Annotated in this window: 17 protein-coding genes and 1 pseudogene; 10 read left to right on the top strand and 8 right to left on the bottom strand. The window is 67.3% G+C overall.

Annotation, left to right across the window (positions count from 1 at the left end):
* Positions 1 to 51: 51 nt before the first annotated feature.
* The 4 genes from YM304_RS23355 to YM304_RS23350 all read right to left on the bottom strand — a co-directional run bounded on the left by YM304_RS23355 (position 52) and on the right by YM304_RS23350 (position 6,158).
* Positions 52 to 2,073, bottom strand: a complete 2,022-nt coding sequence (locus YM304_RS23355; RefSeq protein ID WP_015443836.1) for a serine/threonine-protein kinase — start codon at positions 2,071 to 2,073, stop codon at positions 52 to 54.
* 118 nt (positions 2,074 to 2,191) lie between these two features.
* Positions 2,192 to 3,046, bottom strand: a complete 855-nt coding sequence (locus YM304_RS21445) for a DegV family protein (RefSeq protein ID WP_015443835.1) — start codon at positions 3,044 to 3,046, stop codon at positions 2,192 to 2,194.
* Between the two features lie 11 nt (positions 3,047 to 3,057).
* Positions 3,058 to 5,442 (bottom strand): hypothetical protein, encoded by a 2,385-nt coding sequence (locus tag YM304_RS21440; RefSeq protein WP_015443834.1) that lies wholly within the window; start codon positions 5,440 to 5,442, stop codon positions 3,058 to 3,060.
* Positions 5,439 to 6,158, bottom strand: a complete 720-nt coding sequence (locus tag YM304_RS23350; protein WP_015443833.1) for a GNAT family N-acetyltransferase — start codon at positions 6,156 to 6,158, stop codon at positions 5,439 to 5,441. Before YM304_RS23350 ends, YM304_RS21440 begins: the two co-directional genes overlap by 4 nt.
* 110 nt (positions 6,159 to 6,268) lie before the next feature.
* On the opposite strand from YM304_RS23350, the gene YM304_RS21430 reads away from it, so the two are divergent.
* Together YM304_RS21430 and YM304_RS21425 are read left to right on the top strand one after the other, a co-directional pair.
* Positions 6,269 to 7,720 (top strand): CCA tRNA nucleotidyltransferase, encoded by a 1,452-nt coding sequence (locus tag YM304_RS21430; protein ID WP_041298514.1) that lies wholly within the window; start codon positions 6,269 to 6,271, stop codon positions 7,718 to 7,720.
* A 79-nt stretch (positions 7,721 to 7,799) separates the two neighbouring features.
* A complete protein-coding gene (locus YM304_RS21425) occupies positions 7,800 to 10,010 on the top strand; it encodes a putative bifunctional diguanylate cyclase/phosphodiesterase (protein WP_015443831.1) in 2,211 nt (736 codons plus the stop codon).
* 15 nt (positions 10,011 to 10,025) lie between these two features.
* Here YM304_RS21425 and YM304_RS21420 read toward each other — a convergent pair whose 3' ends face one another.
* Entirely contained in the window at positions 10,026 to 11,108 is a 1,083-nt protein-coding gene (locus YM304_RS21420) for an alpha/beta hydrolase family esterase (protein WP_015443830.1), read from the bottom strand.
* Between the two features lie 13 nt (positions 11,109 to 11,121).
* Positions 11,122 to 11,691 (bottom strand): class I SAM-dependent methyltransferase, encoded by a 570-nt coding sequence (locus tag YM304_RS21415; RefSeq protein WP_162142132.1) that lies wholly within the window; start codon positions 11,689 to 11,691, stop codon positions 11,122 to 11,124.
* Between the two features lie 103 nt (positions 11,692 to 11,794).
* Here YM304_RS21415 and YM304_RS25175 point away from each other — a divergent pair, with 103 nt between their 5' ends.
* The 8 genes and pseudogenes from YM304_RS25175 to dnaB all read left to right on the top strand — a co-directional run bounded on the left by YM304_RS25175 (position 11,795) and on the right by dnaB (position 18,066).
* On the top strand, positions 11,795 to 12,190 hold the full coding sequence (locus YM304_RS25175; RefSeq protein WP_015443828.1) for a DUF5318 family protein: 396 nt from the start codon (positions 11,795 to 11,797) through the stop codon (positions 12,188 to 12,190).
* Complete coding sequence (locus tag YM304_RS23345) at positions 12,145 to 12,906, top strand: DUF192 domain-containing protein (RefSeq protein ID WP_162142131.1); 762 nt, start codon at positions 12,145 to 12,147, stop codon at positions 12,904 to 12,906. The genes YM304_RS25175 and YM304_RS23345 overlap by 46 nt, the downstream gene beginning before the upstream one ends.
* Positions 12,907 to 13,042: 136 nt before the next feature.
* Complete coding sequence (locus tag YM304_RS21400; protein WP_015443826.1) at positions 13,043 to 14,323, top strand: hypothetical protein; 1,281 nt, start codon at positions 13,043 to 13,045, stop codon at positions 14,321 to 14,323.
* Between the two features lie 170 nt (positions 14,324 to 14,493).
* On the top strand, positions 14,494 to 14,826 hold the full coding sequence (rpsF, locus tag YM304_RS21395; RefSeq protein ID WP_015443825.1) for a 30S ribosomal protein S6: 333 nt from the start codon (positions 14,494 to 14,496) through the stop codon (positions 14,824 to 14,826).
* A 30-nt stretch (positions 14,827 to 14,856) separates the two neighbouring features.
* Positions 14,857 to 15,297, top strand: a complete 441-nt coding sequence (locus YM304_RS21390) for a single-stranded DNA-binding protein (protein ID WP_015443824.1) — start codon at positions 14,857 to 14,859, stop codon at positions 15,295 to 15,297.
* Positions 15,298 to 15,350: 53 nt separating this feature from the next.
* Positions 15,351 to 15,599, top strand: a pseudogene (rpsR, locus tag YM304_RS25815) (30S ribosomal protein S18); the annotation flags it as partial.
* Between the two features lie 206 nt (positions 15,600 to 15,805).
* Positions 15,806 to 16,252: a 50S ribosomal protein L9 gene (gene rplI, locus YM304_RS21380; RefSeq protein ID WP_015443822.1), complete on the top strand. Its 447-nt coding sequence runs from the start codon at positions 15,806 to 15,808 to the stop codon at positions 16,250 to 16,252.
* Positions 16,253 to 16,602: 350 nt separating this feature from the next.
* The gene (gene dnaB / locus YM304_RS21375; protein ID WP_015443821.1) at positions 16,603 to 18,066 is read left to right on the top strand and encodes a replicative DNA helicase; all 1,464 of its coding nucleotides are present in this window, start codon (positions 16,603 to 16,605) and stop codon (positions 18,064 to 18,066) included.
* Positions 18,067 to 18,136: 70 nt separating this feature from the next.
* Here the strand turns inward: dnaB and YM304_RS21370 are convergent, their stop codons facing one another.
* Together YM304_RS21370 and YM304_RS21365 are read right to left on the bottom strand one after the other, a co-directional pair.
* Entirely contained in the window at positions 18,137 to 18,517 is a 381-nt protein-coding gene (locus YM304_RS21370; protein WP_015443820.1) for a type II toxin-antitoxin system VapC family toxin, read from the bottom strand.
* Positions 18,514 to 18,762 carry a type II toxin-antitoxin system Phd/YefM family antitoxin gene (locus YM304_RS21365; protein ID WP_015443819.1) on the bottom strand — a complete coding sequence of 83 codons (249 nt, stop codon included), beginning with the start codon at positions 18,760 to 18,762 and terminating at the stop codon, positions 18,514 to 18,516. The genes YM304_RS21370 and YM304_RS21365 overlap by 4 nt, the downstream gene beginning before the upstream one ends.
* Between the last annotated feature and the right edge of the window lie 14 nt (positions 18,763 to 18,776).

Below are 18,776 nucleotides of genomic sequence, written 5' to 3'. Positions count from 1 at the left end.
CCTCCAAATGCATGCACCCCGGACGCTTTGTCTCAGAGACAAACCGTCCGGTCAGTTGGCGAGGGCGATCTCGGAGATGCGGCCGCGGAACGGGTTGGTGTCGCTGCACCCGTCGTCGGGACCGAGCTGCTGAATCAGCACGAGCATGTGGCTCACCGGCTGGCTCGGGCTCGCCGATGTGATGGTCGTGCCCTCGGTGCCGAACGCGGTGTCGACTTCGGCACCCCAGTCACCGAAGGTGGTGGGAGCGTCGTCGCTGATCGCCCCGTAGAACGTGACGATGTACGGGCCGTGCTCGACGCCGACCTGGAGCGGACGAGCGACCGGCGTGTCGAAGCTGACCACGATGCCCACACCGCTCTTCGCGCCCATGAACTCGTTGGAGTAGCACGACGTGCGCCAGGTGGTCGAGGGGTCGCCGTCGGTGGCGAAGGCCAGCGTGTCGTCCTCCTCTTCGAAGTCGCCGTCGGGATCGAACGTGACGGTGGAGATGATCGACGCCTGGCTCGGATCGACGATCGGCTCGGGGTCGACGACGGGTGCGGGGTCGGGTTCGACCGCGACCGAGGCGATCGGTTCGTCGGTGACTGCCTCGTCGGCAGCCGGCGCGGACTCGGCCTCGACCTGATCGGCGGGCAGCACCGTGGTGGTCGTGGTCGGCTCGCCACCGCCGAACTCGAGCGCAGCCCACAGCACCAACACCAGGACGACTGCGACTGCGACGAGTCCGCCGACGAGTGCGAGCGACGGCCCCCACTTCTGATCCATGCCCTTGGCCGGCGCGCCGCGCAACGTGGCACCGGCGGGCGGCGTGTGGTCGCGTGACGATGCGGCGCCGGCCGGCGCGGGGGAGCGCGGCGCGGTCGGTGCGCCGGGCGAGGCGACGGAGGTGGTCGGCGAAGGCGGGGTGACCGGCGTGCGGCCGGTGATGTGCGGCGGCTCGCCGGGAATCGCGACGGGGCCCGAGAGCATCGGGTCGATCGGCTGACCCGGTGCCTCGGGTTGCATGCTCGGATGCGGAGCTGCGCGACCGGGACGGCGATCGCCGGGACGCGGTGTCGGCCGGCTCGGCGCGTCGCCGCGCTTCTGCTTGCCGCGCGGTGGTGTGGGTGTCTGACGACCGCGGTCGCGGTCTTTGGCTCGACCGCGGAGATCGGACGGCGCGCGCATCAGGCGGCCGGCCGAGAACGGTGCCACCGGTGAGCGCTCGGCGTCGGTGGGGTCGATCTCGGGCGGACCTTCGGCCGATGCGGCTTTGAGTTCGACGATCAGCGCGTCGCCGGTCGCGGGGCGCTTGTCGGGGTTGCGCGCCAGCAGATCGTGGATGACGTTGACGAGCCGTGTCGGCAGCGTGGCGCGCAACCGAGCGAGGTCGGTCGGGTCGCGCTGCAGTCGAGCCAACGCGGTGTCGGCGTCGGATTCGCCGAGGAACGGCACCCGCCCGGCGAGGCACTCGTAGAGCACGAGGCCCAGCGAGTAGAGGTCGGCGCGCCCGTCGAGCTTCTTGCCACGGACCTGCTCGGGCGACAGGTACTTCGCGGTGCCCATCATGATGTTGTCGCTGGTCAGATCGTCACCGGTGTCGCCGTGGAGCCCCTTGGCGATGCCGAAGTCGGTGAGCAGCACGCGGCCGTCGGGCGTGATCATGATGTTGCCGGGCTTGACGTCGCGGTGGACGAAGCCGGCTTCGTGGGCGTGGTCGAGTGCGGCCGCGACCGCCGAGCCGATGTGGCACGTGAGTTCGGGCGACAGGCGCTTCTGCGTGTCGAGCAACTGGCGCAGGCTCTTGCCGTCGACGAGCTGCATGACCACCGCTTGGCGCCCGTCGTGTTCGAACACGTCGTACACGGCGACGATGTTGGCGTGATCGAGGCTGGCGGCGGCCTTGGCCTCACGCCGGAAGCGTTCGGCGACGACTTCGTCGGTCGCGAGCGTGGGCTTCAGCCACTTGACGGCCACGCGCCGGTCGAGGGTGAGATCGATCGCCAACCACACCTCGGCCATGCCGCCCTGAGCGAGTCGTCGCTGAAGCTCGTAGCGCCCAGCAATGATCGTTCGAGTAGGCGCAGACATACGGCGTGGCCAAATCTAGTTGTGCCCGCTGCCCGATCCGGGGCAATGAGTTGGTTACATCGCTCCGGGAGCGATGTAACCAGGTTGGCCGGCGAGTGGGCCGGCGCGATGGCGCGGTTCAGACTCGTTCGTGGAAGGCGACGCCGATGGTGCCGCGGCCGCCGTGGCTGCCGATGACCGGGCCGATCTCGCCGACGACGATCTCGCCGTCGTAGTGCGGGCGCAGCATCTCGACGAACATGTCGACGTCGGAGCAGTCGGCGTGCAACACGGCGAGGTTCTCGATGCGACCTTCGTACGTGGTGACCTTGTCGACGAGGTGTTTGAGGGCTTTCGAGCGAGTGCGCTGCTTGCCACCCTGCTCGACGATGCCGTCGACGACCTCGATGATCGGTTTGATCGAGAGCGCGGTGGCCAGCAGCGCCTTGGCGTTGCCGATGCGACCACCCTTCTTCAGGTTGTCGAGCGTGTCGAGTGCACCGATGACGCGAGTGCGCTTGGCGAGGTCGGTGGCGAGGGCTTCGATCTCGTCGACCGTGCCGCCGGCCGCGGCCGCTCGGGCACACGCGATGGCGATGGTGCCGATACCGAGCGTGACCGTGCGGCTGTCGACGATGCGCACGTCGAGATCGATCGAATCGTCGTCGGCGATCGATCGTGCCGCGAGCTCGGCGCTCTGGATCGTGGCCGACAGTGCGCCCGACAGCGACACGACGACCACGCCGGTGGCGCCCTCGGCAGCGAGCTTGCGGTACGTCGACTCGAACTGGCCGGGCGCCGGTGCGGCGGTCTCGGGGAGCACCGGTGCGTTGACGCACCGGTTCCAGAACTCGGCGACCGTCAGCTGCTCACGGTCGATGAACTCCTCGTCGCCGAAGCGAATGCTCAGCGGGACGATCTCGATGCCGAGTTCTTCGGCGATCTCGGCAGGAAGATCGCAGGCGCTGTCGGTGACGATTCGAACGGTACTCACGCCGCGAGAGGCTACTGCCCGGATGGCGAGGCGTCGTCGGGTGCGGGCATCGCGTCGTCGCTCCGCGATCCGGCGCGAGCGTCTTCACCGTCGTCGGCGTCGGCGCGCCGCTTCTTGCGCCAGTTGGAGAACCACCAGCTCAGGAGGATCAGCACGAGTCCGGCGGTGAGCACCTGACCCAAGCCGGTGAGTGCGTTGACGCGTGATTTGAGCGTGACCGGTTCGATCAGCTGCGCGCACGGCGGACCGTCTTCGTCGAGGCACGACGGGGTGAGGATCTCGACCCGCACCGCAGAGGTGCCGTTGGTCCGAGCGATGACAGGGACCTCGACGACGCGCGACGCCGAGGCCGGCAGGGTGATCAGCCGGTCGCCGTCGGGGAACGTGAGACGTGGCGAACTGAGCCGCAGCACCACCGAGATCGGTTCGTCGAGACGGTTGCCGATCCGAAGATCGATGCTGCCCTCGTTGCCGGTGAGCGTGAACGAGATCGGGTCGGGTGGGATGACCGCGCTGCGGATCTCTTCGGCCTCGGCGACGATCTCACTGATCGCCACCTCGACGTCGTCGTCGTCATACGCCGTCGACACGAAGCTGTCGAGCTGGCGACTCCACTGCGGGAAGCGGTCGTCGTCGTCGGGGAGCATCGACGCAACCGACGCCAGCGACGCCTGGGTGAACGTGATGAGGTCGAGGCGTTCGGTCAGCGACGGGCCGGCCGCTTCGGGAAACGAACGGTCGTCGTCGAGAGGGAGTCGGGTCGTGACGCCGCTGAGCTCGGAGGCGGGCGAGAACCGGATCGCATCGGTGGTCGTGGCGAGGCGTTCGAGTTCGAGGAGCAGTCGCGGGTCGGGTGCCGACAGGTCGGGCGTGCCGAGGATCCGACTGCGCTCGTCACCGCGTTCCGACAGCGACGCGTCGTACTGCTCGAAGCGGAGGCGGGCGATGGTCTGGATCGACCATTCGGTTGCCGTCAGCTCGTCGAGGATCTCGTCGGTGGCTTCCTTCGTGAAGCTCTCGCCCAGGTCGTCGACGACGAGCACAGGCATGCTGTTGCCGTCGCCGATGTCGATGTCGATGAATCGGTCGGTCGCCGGAACCTCGTCGGAGATCGACTCGACGAACAGGGTCTCGGGCATCACGATGAAGCGCACCGACAAGGCGCGCAACTCGGCCGCCGCCTCGGCGCTGATCGGCGACGTGACCAGCCACGCGTCGCGTCGCACGTTGGTGCTGGGCAGTGCCGCCTGGAGCTGTTCTTCACCGAACGTCAACTGTCGGATGAACGCGTCGACGCGGTCGATCGCGGTCGCCGACGACACGTCGAACGGCGTGGCCGGCGCAGCGATGAGCTCGTCGTCGGCGAGCGCTTCGGGCAGGTTGTTGCTGGTGCTCGACTCCGACGCGACGCGGGCGATGTTCGGTGGCACCGACAGCGTGAGCGGTGACGCCAGCACCTCGGCGACGTCGGCGGTCCGATCGAGTGCTTCGACGCCGGCGAACAGTTGGCCAGCGGTGCCGGTGGGGCCCGGGTCGGCAATGTAAGTGAGCAGCGACAGGTCGATCGTCGGCAGGGTCCGATCGTTGGCGTCGCGGCGTTCGATGATCGTGCCGTGGTTGGCCACGACCTGGCCGGCGACCTTCAGTTCGACGACGATCGGGTGGAGTCCGATCTCGCGGAACTCCAGGTGATCGGCATCGGACGGGTCCTGATCGGTCGGGACCGAGAGCTCGAGGATCGCCGTGCCGGCGTCTTCACCTTCGCCGACGGTGATCATCGGACGGACGTCGGTGATCAGAACGCCGTCGATGACCGGGGTGAGCAGCGCGCTGCGAATGTCGGGGCCCACCGCTCGCTCCAGCGTCGAGAGACCGTCGATCGGTTCGTGGTTGGTGACCTGCACGTCGAGTTCGACCGGGGGCGGAGGAGGCGGTGGCGGCTCGGTGGTGGTCGTGGTCGTCGACGCCGGCGGTGGGGGAGCCGGTGTGGTCTGGGGGGCCGGTTCACCGGCGACCGTGGTGGGCGGCACCGTCGTGGTGGTCGTGGTGGTGGTCGTCGTGCTGGTGGTGGTCGTGGTCGTGGTGGTCGGCGGTGAGAGTTCGGCGAGGGTCTCGAGGTCGCCGGTCAGCCGGTAGGTCAGCTCGATGTCGGCACCGGGTTCGACGTCGAAGCTCTGGTCGATGAGCGTCATCGTGATGTCGCCGTCGGGGAGCTCGCGCAGCGTCGTCGGCGTCTCGTCGTCGGTCTGCGCAGCTGCCGGGCCGAGTGCGAGCAGCGAGAGTCCGACCCCGACGACGGTGGCGAGCGCGACGCCCGCCCGACGCCGCCGCCGGCCGTGCGACACGTCACCGAGCAGTGCGTCACTGGGCGACACGGTGCGCGCGGGCACGGTCATCGGGTGAACTCCATCACGACCAGTTGATCGGACCGACGACGGAATCCGCGGCCTTCGTACAGCGCCAGTGCGGCGGCGTTGTCGACGCCGGTGTTGACGAGCGCCGCGGTCGCGCCTCGTCGACTCAACCACCGGACCGCGTCGTCGACGAGCAGCCCGGCGACGCCGAGACGACGAGCGCTCGGGTCGACGGCGAAGCGTTGGAGGTATCCGGTCGGGCCGGCCTTGCCCGTGAGCGCGAACCCGATCGGACGGCGAGCGAGAGTGGCGATCCGAGCACGGGCGCGTGGCGTGGCGTCGATGATCTCGGCGAGCGACTGCGCATCGTTCTGCCAGCTCGCGGGGAACGCGTCACCGTCGATTCGTGCGGCGACCTCGAGGTCGCGTTGGCGCAGTCGCCTGGTGGCGAGCTGTGGCGTCGCCGGTGTCGGGGCGGGCACGGCTTCGGTCGGAGGGAGTCGCCGTTCGAGCAGCGCGAGGCGATCGCACACGCGGAACCCGCGCTCGGCGAACGCATCGGCAGCGTTGGGGAACAACGCACCCGTCCGGATCGAGCGGATCTCGGGTGTGAGCTCGTAGCTCTCGTCGATCCAGCGGTCGATGTCGGCGAGCGACGGCACCATGTCGACGTCGAGCAGGATGAGGTGGGCGATGGCGGTTTCGTGCGGCCAGGGTCGGATGTCGACCCGAGACCGAGTGTGCAGCGCTTCTCCCACCGGTGAGAATGTACGTGACCGGCCTGCTCGGAAGGAGCCAGCGGGCCGACGATTTCGCCACGTTGGCGACGGCCTGTTCTCCCTGATCGATGCTCCAATACGCTGGCTGCGTGATCCCCGAGCGTTTTGAACCGGTCCTGCGCGAGCTCGCTCCTCTCGCCGAGCGGTTCCGCGCAGCGGGCCACCGCCTCTATCTCGTGGGCGGAACGGTGCGCGATCTGCTGCTCGCCGACGGCAAGACCGACTTCGATCTCGATCTCACGACCGACGCTCGGCCGCCGCAGATCAAGGCGTGCCTCGAAGGTTGGGCCGACGCGGTCTGGACGCAGGGCGAGAAGTTCGGCACCATCGGTGCCCACAAGAAGAACCTCGAGACGGGCGACGTTCGGCCGTACGAGATCACCACGTTCCGGGCCGAGGCGTACACCGACGACTCGCGCAAGCCGCACGTGGTGTTCGCCGACGAGATCGACGCCGACCTCGGCCGCCGTGACTTCACCGTCAACGCCATGGCCTTGGAGTTGACCTCCGATGGCGACACGCCCGAGCTGGTCGATCCGTACAACGGTGCCGTCGACCTGCTGCAACGCGTGCTGCGCACCCCGCTCGGCCCCGACATCAGCTTCAGCGACGACCCGCTGCGCATGCTGCGAGCGGCGCGCTTCATCGCTCGGTATCAGTTCGAACCGACCGACGAGCTGCTCGCGGCGGTCCGCGAAATGGCGCCGCGCCTCGAGATCGTGTCGGCCGAACGCGTCCGCGACGAGCTCGACAAGCTGATCGTGGTCGACCACCCGGCAGCTGGGCTGTGGTTTCTCGTCGACACCGGGCTCGCCGACCAGTTCCTGCCCGAGCTGCCCAACATGCGCCTCGAGCACGATCCGATCCACCGGCACAAAGACGTGCTCACCCACTCGATCGCCGTCGTCGAGAACGTGCGGCCGCACGCGGAGCATCCGGCGATCGTGGCGGGGGAGCGTGAACCGTTCGACTTCCGCATCACCCGGCTGGCCGCGCTGTTCCACGACGTCGGCAAGCCGAAGACGCGTGGCTATCTGCCGGGCAAGGGAACGACGTTCCATCATCACGATGCCGTCGGCGCGCGCATCACCAAGAAGCGCATGACGAAGCTGAAGTACTCGAACGCCGACGTCAATGCGGTCACCGAGCTCGTTGCCCTTCACCTGCGCTTTCACACGTATTCGATGGGCTGGTCCGACTCGGCGGTTCGTCGGTACGTCCGCGACGCGGGGCCGCTGCTGCAGGAGCTCAACGTGTTGACGCGTTGTGACTGCACGACGCGCAACGAGAAGAAGGCGGCTCGCCTGTCGCGCCGCATGGACGAACTCGAGGAACGCATCGACGAACTCGAAGCCGCCGAAGAACTGGCGGCGCTGCGTCCCGAGATGGACGGCAACCAGGTGATCGAACACCTGGGGATCACGCCGGGTCGCGAGGTCGGTGAGGCGATGAAGTTCCTCATGGAGATCCGTCTCGAAGAGGGCATCATCGGCGACACCGAGATCCGCGAACGCCTCGACGCCTGGCACGCCGCCCGCTGACCGGACGGTTTGTCTCAGAGACAAACCGTCCGGGTCGGCCATCCGCGGGGGCGGTCGGGCGGCGTCGTATTCTCGATCCGTGAGTTCTGGCGGAATCATCGTGGTCGTCGCGTGCGGCGTTGCCGCCGCGCTCGCGATCGGGTTGGTCGCGTTCGATGCACGCCGCACCCGCCGTCGACTCGGCTCGTCGCACGACGACCTCGCCGCCGCACTCGGCGGGGTGCAGCGACTCCTCGATGGCCTCCCCGACGCGGTGTTGGGCATCGCAGAGAACGGGGAGATCAGTTCGGCCAACGCGAGGGCGTCGGCGCTGACGGGTCGCTCGGTCGACGACCTGCTGGGAAGGTCGTTCCTCGGCTTCGTCGCCGCCGACGATCAAGACGACATCACCGACCGCTGGGAGCGTCTCCGCCTCGGTGTCGACGCCGAACCCGACGAACCGGCCGTGTTCGAGTTGGTCGATCGCAGCGGGGTCGGACACCTCGTCGAAGCCACGTTGCACCAGCGCCACGACCCCGACGCCAACGGCGGCACCGTCGTGATCCTGCGCGACGTGTCGGATCGTGAGCGCAGCACGAAGGCACTCGAAGCGGCCCGTCGCCGATTCCAACTCGCCTTCCACTCGGCACCCACCGGCATGGCGCTCGTGCGTCTCGACAACAACAAGATCGTCGACGCCAACCAGTCGCTCGCCGACATGCTCGACCACTCGCGCCGCTACCTCCTCGGCCGTTCGATCCGCGAGATCACCCACCCCGACGACCTTCGTGCGGCGGCCGCCGAGCGCGCCCGGATCGAGCTCGGCATCGACGACGGCTACCAGGTCGAACAGCGCTACCTCCGGCGTGACGGCGCGTACGTGTGGGCGAAGACACGCGTTGCCGTGAGCGAAGACGACGGCGTGTCGTTGGCCATCACGCACATCGAAGACGTCACCGAACAGCGCAAGGCCGTCGAAGACCTGGCGCACGCGGCGACCCACGACAGCCTCACCCTGTTGCCGAACCGCGCGTCGATCGTGGCTCGCCTCGACGAACTCCTCGTCACGGCCGGCACCGACGAAGTCGCCGTGCTGTTCCTCGACCTCGACAACTTCAAGGTGGTCAACGACAGTCTCGGGCACGGGGTCGGCGACGAACTGCTGCGCCACGTCGCCAGTCGCTTCCGGTCGGTCATGCGCGAAGGCGACCAACTCGCTCGCTTCGGCGGTGACGAGTTCGTCGTGTTCGTCGACGGCACCTCACGTCAGACCGATGCGACCGGTGAGATCCGCCTCGGCCCGCTCGACCCGGCCTCGGTCGCCGAACGGTTGCAGCGGTCGGTGCAGGACGCCGTCGTGATCGGCGGCCACGAACTGGTCGTGACCACGTCGATCGGATTCGCCACCAACAAGCGCGCGGGCATGTCGGCCGAAGACCTGCTGCGCGATGCCGACACCGCGATGTACCGAGCGAAGGCCGCGGGTCGCGACCGCATCGCTGCGTTCGACGATCGCGACCGTCACTCGTCGGTGCTCGCCCTACAGACGGCCAACGACCTGCGCCGAGCGCTCGCCACCGACGAGATCGTTCCGTACTTCCAACCCATCACCGATCTGCAGACCGGCGACATCACCAGCTACGAGGTGCTCGTGCGGTGGCTGCACCCGGAGCAGGGGTTGCTCGGTCCGGGCAAGTTCCTGCCGACCGCCGAGGCCAACGGGATGATGGGCGAGATCGGCGAACGCATGCTCCGCGACGCGCTCGCGCAGCTCGCCCGCTGGCGGGTCGCCGATCACGCCGCGGGACGTGCGGCGATCTCGGTCAACCTCGCGGCGCAACAGTTGAGCGACCCGAACTTCGTCGCGGTCGTCGACGACGCGCTCGCGACGAGTGGTATCGAGGCCGACTCGCTGTGGTTCGAGATCACCGAGACGGCGCTGCTCACCGACGTCGGCGTGGCCACGACCGCACTGCGCGAACTGCGCGGACTCGGCGTGCACCTGTCGGTCGACGACTTCGGCACCGGCTACTCGTCGTTGACGTACCTGAAGAAGTTCCCGGTCGAAGCGATCAAGGTCGACAAGTCGTTCGTCGACGGGCTCGGCATCGAGGTCGACGACTCGTCGATCGTCGACGCCGTGGTGCGTCTCGGCCACTCGCTCGGCCTGTCGGTCATCGCCGAAGGCGTCGAGACGCCGCTGCAGCTGCGGATGCTCCGCGAACTCGGCGCCGACAAGGTGCAGGGCTACCTCTTCGGTCGCCCGATGCCGGCTCGCCTCGTCGGCCAGTCGACCTTCGCCGAACACTGACGAACGGCGCGTCGTTCAGGCGAAGCAGGAGGCGAAGCGGTCGCCGTCGGCGTCGGTCATCGCGTGGAGGATCACGCAGCCCGCGTCGACGATCGGCGTACCCGGGTCGAGACCGCCCGGTGTATCGCTGCCGGCCCAGACGTGGCCGAGTCCGGAGACGGCGAGCAGCGAGACCTCTGCCTGTCCGGCGCAGTCGCGCCATGCGGTGACCGAACTCGGGTCGGTGTCGCCGAACGTCAACTGCTCGGGTTCGGCGCACCCGGCGACCTCGGCCCAGCCGGCAGCCGATTCGGGCACACCGTCGAGTTCGACCGATGCGTCGTCGGAGACGGTCTGCTCGCCGCCGGTGAACGGAACGACGGGGTCGTCGACACCGTGCGTGATCTGGATCGACGTGTTCGCATCGGCGGGACAGATCGCAGGCGGCAGACCGCTCACCATCGCCAGACCACGGAACCGGTCGACGTGCGCGCACCCGAACACCCCGGTGTACGCCGAGCCGGCGCTGAACCCGGCGAGCCAGACGTTGTCGGGGTCGATGCACGGCGACGCGATCAGTTCGTCGACGAGTGCGCTCAGGAAGTCGACGTCGCTCGCGACGAGGGGGTCATCGGGTCCGCCGATGTGCCAGGTCGCCACGTCACCGATTCCCTGTGGCGCGGCGAGCACGACGCCGGCGGTCGGAGCGAGTGTGTCGAGTCCGGTCGCCGCCGTGAACTCGATCGCGTCGGCGGCGAACCCGTGCAGGAGGACGAGCAGTGGACTCTGCACGCCGGTCGGGTTGGTCGCGGTGCCGACCTCGTCGGGGAGGTGGAGCTCGAAGTCGCGGTCGGCGATGCGGTTCGCGCCGCCGGTCAGTCGGCAGTCGATCGTCATCACGGTCGCCGGTGGGGAACTCGTGGTCGCGTCGGCTGCCGTCGACGTCGTGGTGGAACTCGTCTGGTCGGGTGCCGACGTGGTGGCCGCATCGGCGGTGGTGTTCGTGACGCTCGTGTCGGCGTCGGTCTGGTCGATCGCCGTGTCCGATCCGGCGCAGGCGGTCGCGCTGGCGAGCAGCGCGACGAGTCCGATCGCGCGAATCGTCGTGCCGCCCATCATCGAGCCCGACGCGTCACGAGCCTTCTTTGCGAGCGCGAAGCACCAGCGTGGTGGGGATCGGTTCGGTCGGGCTGACGCCGAGTTCCTTCACCTGGTCGACGCGGAAGTTCGACCGGCCGAGGGCGGTGAACCAGTCGCCGATCGTGCGCGCCGTGGAGCCGTACGGATGCCCGGCGTTGACCTCGGCGAACGGGTGGGGCACGGCGATGACGAACGGCATCGACGGCTTGAGGATGCGGTGGACCTGGCGCAGCAGCCGACCGAGGTCTTCGACGTCGATGATGGTGTGTGATGCGACCACGACCTCGACCGTTGCCGACGTGATGTCGCCGAGGTCGGCGAGGTCGGCTTGGAGGCACTGCACCGTGAGCTCGGCGCGTTCGGCGCGATGGCGCATCTCGGCGATCTTCTCCGGGTCGGGATCGACCGCGATCGCCTTCGCCCCCGAGCCTGCGAACTCGAGCGAGTTGAACCACTCCGACACACCGAGTTCGACGGCGCGCTTCGCACCGCTCACATCGCCACAGAGGCGCAGTTCTGCGTCGCTCGGAATCCCGGATCCGTAACTGATGTTGGCTGCCACGCCGACCAGTCTGGCGTGTTCCGGTGCCATGGTGACGGACATCCGGTCTCGACACCTCGGTCGCGAGGCGCCGAGGCGGAGGATGGGGCTACGCTCGCCAGTCATGGCATTCACAGCCGGCGCTCTCCGAGGCGTCGATGGAGCGCGAGGGATCGTCGACCATCGACTCGCTCGTCGCATGCTGATCGCCGAGGTCCGACGAGGCCGAGTGCCGATGGACACCGTGTGCGATGCGCACCCCGAGTTGATCCGCGCGGCGAAGAACGTCGGCACCCTCACCAACACGATCTGCCCGATCTGTGAAGAGGTCAATCTGAGTCTCGTCACCTATGTGTTCGGGCACGGCATCGGTCCGCAGGGTCGATGCGTGTCGACGGCCAAGGAGATGCGCAGCCTCAACGCTCGTCCCGACGACCTCAACGCGTACGTGGTCGAGGCGTGCACCGAATGCCGATGGCACCACCTCCTGCGTGTGCTGCCCGTCGGCGGCCGCGCCTGATGTTCCGCGGCGTGGCCGTCGCGCTCGCGATGGTGCTCGCTGCGTGCGGGAGCGGTGACGACGACGCTGCGGTCACGCTGGAGCCGGTCGCGACGATCGATTCGGCGACCGACGATGTCGACGATCTCGATGTTGCGGTCGTTGCGGATGACGAACTGGTCGATGGGGGCATCACCACCTCCGCGGTGGCCGACGATGTCGCCGACCGATCGGAGATCCCTCCCACCAAGGGCGTGATCACGCGATCGCCTGACGCCACGGGCGACGGCTCACCGCCGCAAGATGTCGGCACGGCGATCGTTCGCATCACCGATGCCGACGGCAACGTGTGCGAGGTCTGCATGTGGCTCGCCGACGACGCGTCGGAGCGGTCGACCGGCCTGATGGGCGTGTACGACCTCGGCCAACCGATCGGCATGGCGTTCGCCTGGGACGCGCCGACGTCGGGCAACTTCTTCATGTTCAACACCCCGACGCCGCTCTCGATCGCATGGTTCGCGCCCGACGGGTCGTACGTGAGCGAGGCCGACATGGCCCCGTGCATCACCGACGACTCCTCCACCTGCGAGCGCTACGGCGCGGACGGTGAGTACATGTTGGCGATCGAGATGTTCCAAGGAGAGCTCGGCAAGGTCGGCATCGGCCCCGGCTCACGCGCCGAGGTCGTGAAGCTCGCCGACCCCGCCGACGAAGCCACCTGCCCGCTCCTCGGCTGACCGACTCGACTGACCGACCGCAGCCTGGCGCAAGGCACCGCGGTGCGAGTTCCAGCACAGGTGCGCACCTGGCTCGAGAACGTCGTTGACCTGGGCATTGATGCTTCGATGATGCTCGGACGGCCACGGTTCCCGCATGCACGAATCGCTGCCATTGACCACTCTCGGACGTCTGGGACTCATCCTGCTGCTCGGCGTCGGCGCGACCGCTTGCGATACGCCCGACGAATCGGGCGTGATCGACACGGCGTCACCACCAGCGTCCACCGACCCGGTCGTGACCGACGTCGCCGCTGCTCCCTCCGACCCGCCCGCGCTGGCGCCGGCCCCGGCACGGATGGTGTCGTCTCCTGACGGCCTGGTGACGCTCGATCTGCCAGCGGGTGCCGTCGCGACCGGCACCGAGGTCACCATCGAGCCGGTCGAGCCCGGCGAAGGCGAACTGTCGGCCTATTCACTCCTTCCCGACGGTCTCGAGCTGGCCTCGGACGCTCATCTCACGATCCAGGTCGACAACGACCTGCTCGGGAGTGGCGACCAGACGACTCGGACGGTCGTGCTCACCGCCGATGAAGCGACGACGGCTGAGGTCATCGCCGACCCGACGCTCGCCACCTTCACCGCATCCATCGGGACACTGCAGCGGGTCGGAGTCGGGGGCAGCCTCGAAGTCGACGGTCGTCAGATCGAACCCGCCGCCTCGACCCCGGTCGGTGACGGCTTCGTCGCCGACTTCGAGTTCAGCACCGTCGACGGCGAGCCGGTCGCGGTGAGGGACGGGCAGTGGTATCCGTTCGACGACGGCCTGGGTCCGCTCGAAGGTCGATGCGAGACGGCTGGGCCGTTCGAGCGGCGGGCCCTCTTCGCAATCGAGCAGATCGACCCGTCGCTCGACGCCGAACATCTGTCGCTCGCGTTGGTCAGCGTGCAGACCCTCTGCGAGGAAGCAGTGAACGTGTCGGCGCTCCAACTCGATCCGTCACCATTTGGTGTCCCCGCCTACGACGGCCCCATGTATGTCCGAACGGGTGTCGATGAGGTCGTCCATATCGGCTGGCCCACTGCGGACGTGCCCGCGGGTGGCACGATCGGGTTCACCGCTGTCGCCGACGACGGGTCGCTCTTCGCCGAGTGCCTGATCGAACGGCGTGAAGGCCAGCGCCAGGGGCCGCGGTGCACGCTGTACGACAACTCCGGAACTCAGCTCGACAACGTGCAACTCGAGGAGCGCGAGGTCGACGACGTGACGTACATCGAACTGCCACCGGCGATGTTCGATCTCGCGCTTCAACAGATCGTGTTCGCCACGTTGTTCTTCCGGCCCGCCGAGTTCGCGATCAACCGGTACGAGGCCGACGGTACCCAGTCGCAGTCGCTGGTGGACGTCGACCTGCTGATGAGCGCCATGAGCGTGTGATCAGCGACGACCCGCCGGGTCGGGTGACCGCAGCTCGCTCGCGCGAGGCGGTCACGCGATTCCCGCGATGGCGATAGCGTGGCGCGTTCTATATTGGCCCTGCCCCTCCGGGGGCTGCCGCAACGCTCGCCATCACGAGCCTGCGGTATCCGAAGGGAGGAAAAACACGTATGACACGTGCCTACGAATTGATGGTCATCATCGACGGAGATGTCGATGATCCGAAAGCCCAAGCCTGGCAGAAGAACGTGACCGACGGCGTCGAAGCCGCCGGTGGTTCGATCCACGGCAAGATCGATTGGTGGGGCAAGCGTCAGTTCGCCTACCCGATCAACAAGAAGCCTGCCGGCTACTACTTGGTCGCCGAACTGGTGGCTTCGCCGGGTGCGCTCGACGAGCTCGAGCGGACACTCCGTCTCGCGGACGACGTCGTCCGCCACAAGCTCATCCGCCTGCCGGACGCCGAGGCCGAGCGCCGCGGCATGGCCGTCGAGACGGCCTGAGCAACAGCCAACACGTACTAGGGGAACACCATGGCAATGGACAACACCGTCACACTGGTCGGGAACATCACTCGCGATCCTGAACTGCGCTACACCACGGGAGGCCGTGGCGTCGCAAGTTTCGGGCTCGCCGTCAACCGCCGTTGGCAATCCAACGGCGAATGGCAAGAAGCGGTGTCCTTCTTCAACATCGTCGCCTGGGCCGACCTCGGTGAGAACGCTGCGGCGTCGCTCACCAAGGGCTCCCGCGTGATCGTGACCGGTCGTCTCGAGCAGCGCTCGTACGACAACAAAGAAGGCCAGAAGGTGAACATCACCGAGGTGATCGCTGACGATCTCGGGCCGAGCTTGAAGTGGGCCCAGGCCCAGGTCGAGCGCATCGCCCGCGACTCAGCACCTCAGGGTGGTGGCGGTGGGGGCGGCGCAGCAGCCGCTCCGGATCCGATCTACGGCGACGAAGAGCCGTTCTGATCCGCCATTCCCTTTCGATCGAAGACCACTCTTTCCAGTAAGGAACCAGCCGCATGGCAAGCAAGAAGAACAAGGCCCGGTCAGCCCGGGATGCGAATCCTCGCAAATTCAAGAAGAAGACCAGCGTTCTCGTCATCGAGAAGGTGGAGTACATCGACTACAAGGACGTCGATCTGCTCAGCCGTTTCATGAGCGACCGCGCCAAGATCAAGAACCGCCGCGTCGCGGGCAACGACCTGCAGCAGCAGCGTGAAGTCGCCAACGCCGTCAAGGTCGCTCGCGAAATGGCGCTCCTGCCGTACGCGAAGCGCGTGGCATCGACCCGCACGGGTGGACGCCGCGGTGAGCGTGGCGAAGGCCGCGGCGACCGCGACACGTCGAACAACGAGAACGGCGCCGAGGGCAACGAGTCCGACGACGAGTCACTCGCACTCGACGCTCAGGTCGAGGGCGCCGAGGGCGCTGTCGACGAGGCCGGCTCGAACGACGAAAGCTCGGAGGACTGAACATGCAGGTCATTCTTCGTTCCGACGTGCAAGGCCTCGGCCTGCGCGGTGACATCGTCGACGTCGCCGACGGACACGCTCGCAACTACCTGTTCCCGAAGGGACACGCCATCAAGGCGTCGACCGGAGCGATCGAGCAGGCCAAGTCGATGCGTGCCGCACGCGACGCCAAGGATCACGAGTCGCGCGAGGCCGCGACCGCGGTGGCGAGCAAGCTCGTTCCGCAGACGATCACGATCACGGCCAAGGCCAGTGGTGAAGGAAAGCTCTTCGGTTCGATCCACGCCGGCGACGTCGCCGACGCGATCCTGGAGCAGACCGGCATCGAGATCGATCGCAAGGAGATCGAGGTCGACGGCGTGAAGACGGTGGGGTCGCACACGGCCACCGCCAGCCTCCACGCCGACGTCTCGTTCCCGATCACCCTCGAGGTCGTCGCCGCCGAGTGACGATCTCGCCGAATGATCGGCGTGACAGATTCCGTTCGACGGGCGTGTTTGCTACGGCAAGCACGCCCGTCGTCGTTTTCGCCCGCTCCGAGTCGTGCCCACCCCACCGGGTTTGTGTGACCGAAAGCGCGGCTGGCTCTCGAGTTCGGTCACACAAATCGGCGGGGTGTCACGGGGAGTGTGGGCGAACCCTGTGACAGGGCTGGTGCACACTGTTCACATGAACACATCCACGGGACGTCCACAGATTTCCACAGGCTGTACACAGCCGTATGCAGTTGATTTCTCGGCTTCTCTACAGGCAATCGGGTCTGGATATCCCCAGCGTGTGCGTGCTTGAGTAGACGCAGATGGCTGGTGACGAGAACTTCCCCTTCGATCCCGGCGCGAGCTCGGGCGGCGACTACGGCGACTACGGCACCGGCGGTGGTGGTTCCGGTGGTGGCGGTGGCGGCGAACCGCGCTGGTTCAGCGCGCCGCAGAGCGCAGGTTCCGGTCGGGTGCCCCCGCACAACCTGCAGGCCGAGGAGTCGGTACTCGGTGCACTGTTGTTGTCTCGCGATGCGATCGGCGCGGTCGGGGAGCTCGGTCTGGGGCCTCGTGACTTCTACAGTCCGGCCAACCAGAACATCTTCGACGTCATCCGGTCGATCTACTCCACGTCGGGCCCGGTCGACGTGGTCACCGTCGCCGACGGGCTCCGCAAGAACAACATGCTCGACGACATCGGCGGCATCGAGCGCCTGAGCGAACTGCAGAACGCGACCCCGTCGGTGTCGGGTGCCGAGCACTACGCCAAGATCGTGATGGACACGGCGCTGCTGCGTCGGCTCATCCACACCGCGAGCGAGATCACCGACATCGCGTTCTCCCAGCCCGACGATGCGGTCAAGGCCGTCGACATGGCCGAGTCGCGCATGTTCGAAGTCGCCGAAGGACGCAACGTCGACACGACGAGGCCGGTGCAAGACGTGCTCGCCGACACGATGGAGCATCTCGAAGCCACTTACGAGCGTGGCGACGACATGACCGGCGTCCCGACGGGGCTCGACGATCTCGATGCGATCCTCCATGGGTTGCAGCCCAACACGCTCAACATCGTCGGTGCTCGCCCGGCCATGGGTAAGACGGCGCTGGGGCTCGGCATCGCCACCAACGTGGCGAAGGCGACCAATCTGCCGGTCATCGTGTTCTCGCTCGAAATGGCGCACCTCGAGCTGTCGCAGAGAATCCTGGCGAGCGAGGCGCGGGTCGATTCGTCGAAGCTGCAGTCGGGTCGTCTCACCGAGTCCGACTGGTCGAAGGTCGGCTTGGCGATCGGTCGTCTCGAAGTGCCGCTGTTCCTCGACGACAACCCGCAGGTCACGGTGATGGAGATCCGTGCCAAGGCACGTCGTATCGCGGCGCAACACGGCGGCGTCGGCATGATCCTCATCGACTACTTGCAGCTCATGTCGGGGTCGGGACGCCCCGAGAACCGGCAGCTCGAAGTGTCGGAGATCAGCCGTAACTTGAAGGTGTTGGCCCGTGAGATGGAGTGCCCCGTCGTGGCGCTCTCCCAGCTCAGCCGTAACTTGGAGGCCCGTTCCGACAAGCGGCCGATGCTCGCCGACCTGCGTGAATCGGGCTCGATCGAGCAGGACGCCGACGTCGTGATGTTCCTCTACCGCGACGAGGTGTACAACGAGGAGTCACCCGACAAGGGCATGGCCGAGTTGATCATCGCCAAGCACCGTGCAGGCCCCACCGGCAAGGCGCGCCTCGTCTTCCAAGGCCACTTCACCAGATTCGACAACGCTGCCCGCCAGATGTAGTGATCAGGGGCGAACAACTCGCGTTTGCGGATCGTTGGCGCTTCGACATGCGGCGTCGCAAGCCGTGTCGTCAGACCGCAACGATCTCGATGAGGTGATCGAGGCCGACGAGGTCTGCGGCGTTGCGGGTGTACAGGCGTGCGTCGTGAGCGTGCGCTGTTGCAGCGATCAGCAGGTCGAAGACGCGCGATCGCGGTTGGCGTCCGACATGGACCACAGCAGCAGCGAGTCGCCCGTAGCTCGCGGCGACCTGGTCGTCGATGGGGAGCGAATCGAAGCTCCGTTGCAGCATCGTCAGCCTTCTCAGCCGTTCCGCTCGGGTTGCGTCGTCAGCGGTCACCATGACACCGAAGTGAAGCTCTGCGATCGACGCGGAACTGATGGCCAGTTCGCCGTCGAGGGCGGGAACGTCTGCCGCGATCAGCACGCTGGTGTCGAGCAGCGCCTTCACGCGTCGTCCCAGGGGTTCGTGATCGATTGATCGACGAGCTCCTGGTCGCTCTGCCAGTTCGGGTCGGGTGGCCCGTGGAACAGATCGGCGATGGCGTCCCAGGTCTGCCAACGCTTCGGCGTCACCGGGACGAGCCGAGCAGCGAGCCGCCCAGCGACCGTGATGTCGATCTGCTCGCCAGTCTCGACGCGTCGGATCAGTTCTGATGCGCCTTGACGAAGTTCACGAAGACCAACGGTGTCCATGGACCGAAGGGTAG

Origin of the sequence: Ilumatobacter coccineus YM16-304, assembly GCF_000348785.1 — a bacterium.
Classification (GTDB): domain Bacteria; phylum Actinomycetota; class Acidimicrobiia; order Acidimicrobiales; family Ilumatobacteraceae; genus Ilumatobacter_A; species Ilumatobacter_A coccineus.
This window is presented reverse-complemented; position numbering and strand designations above follow the sequence as displayed.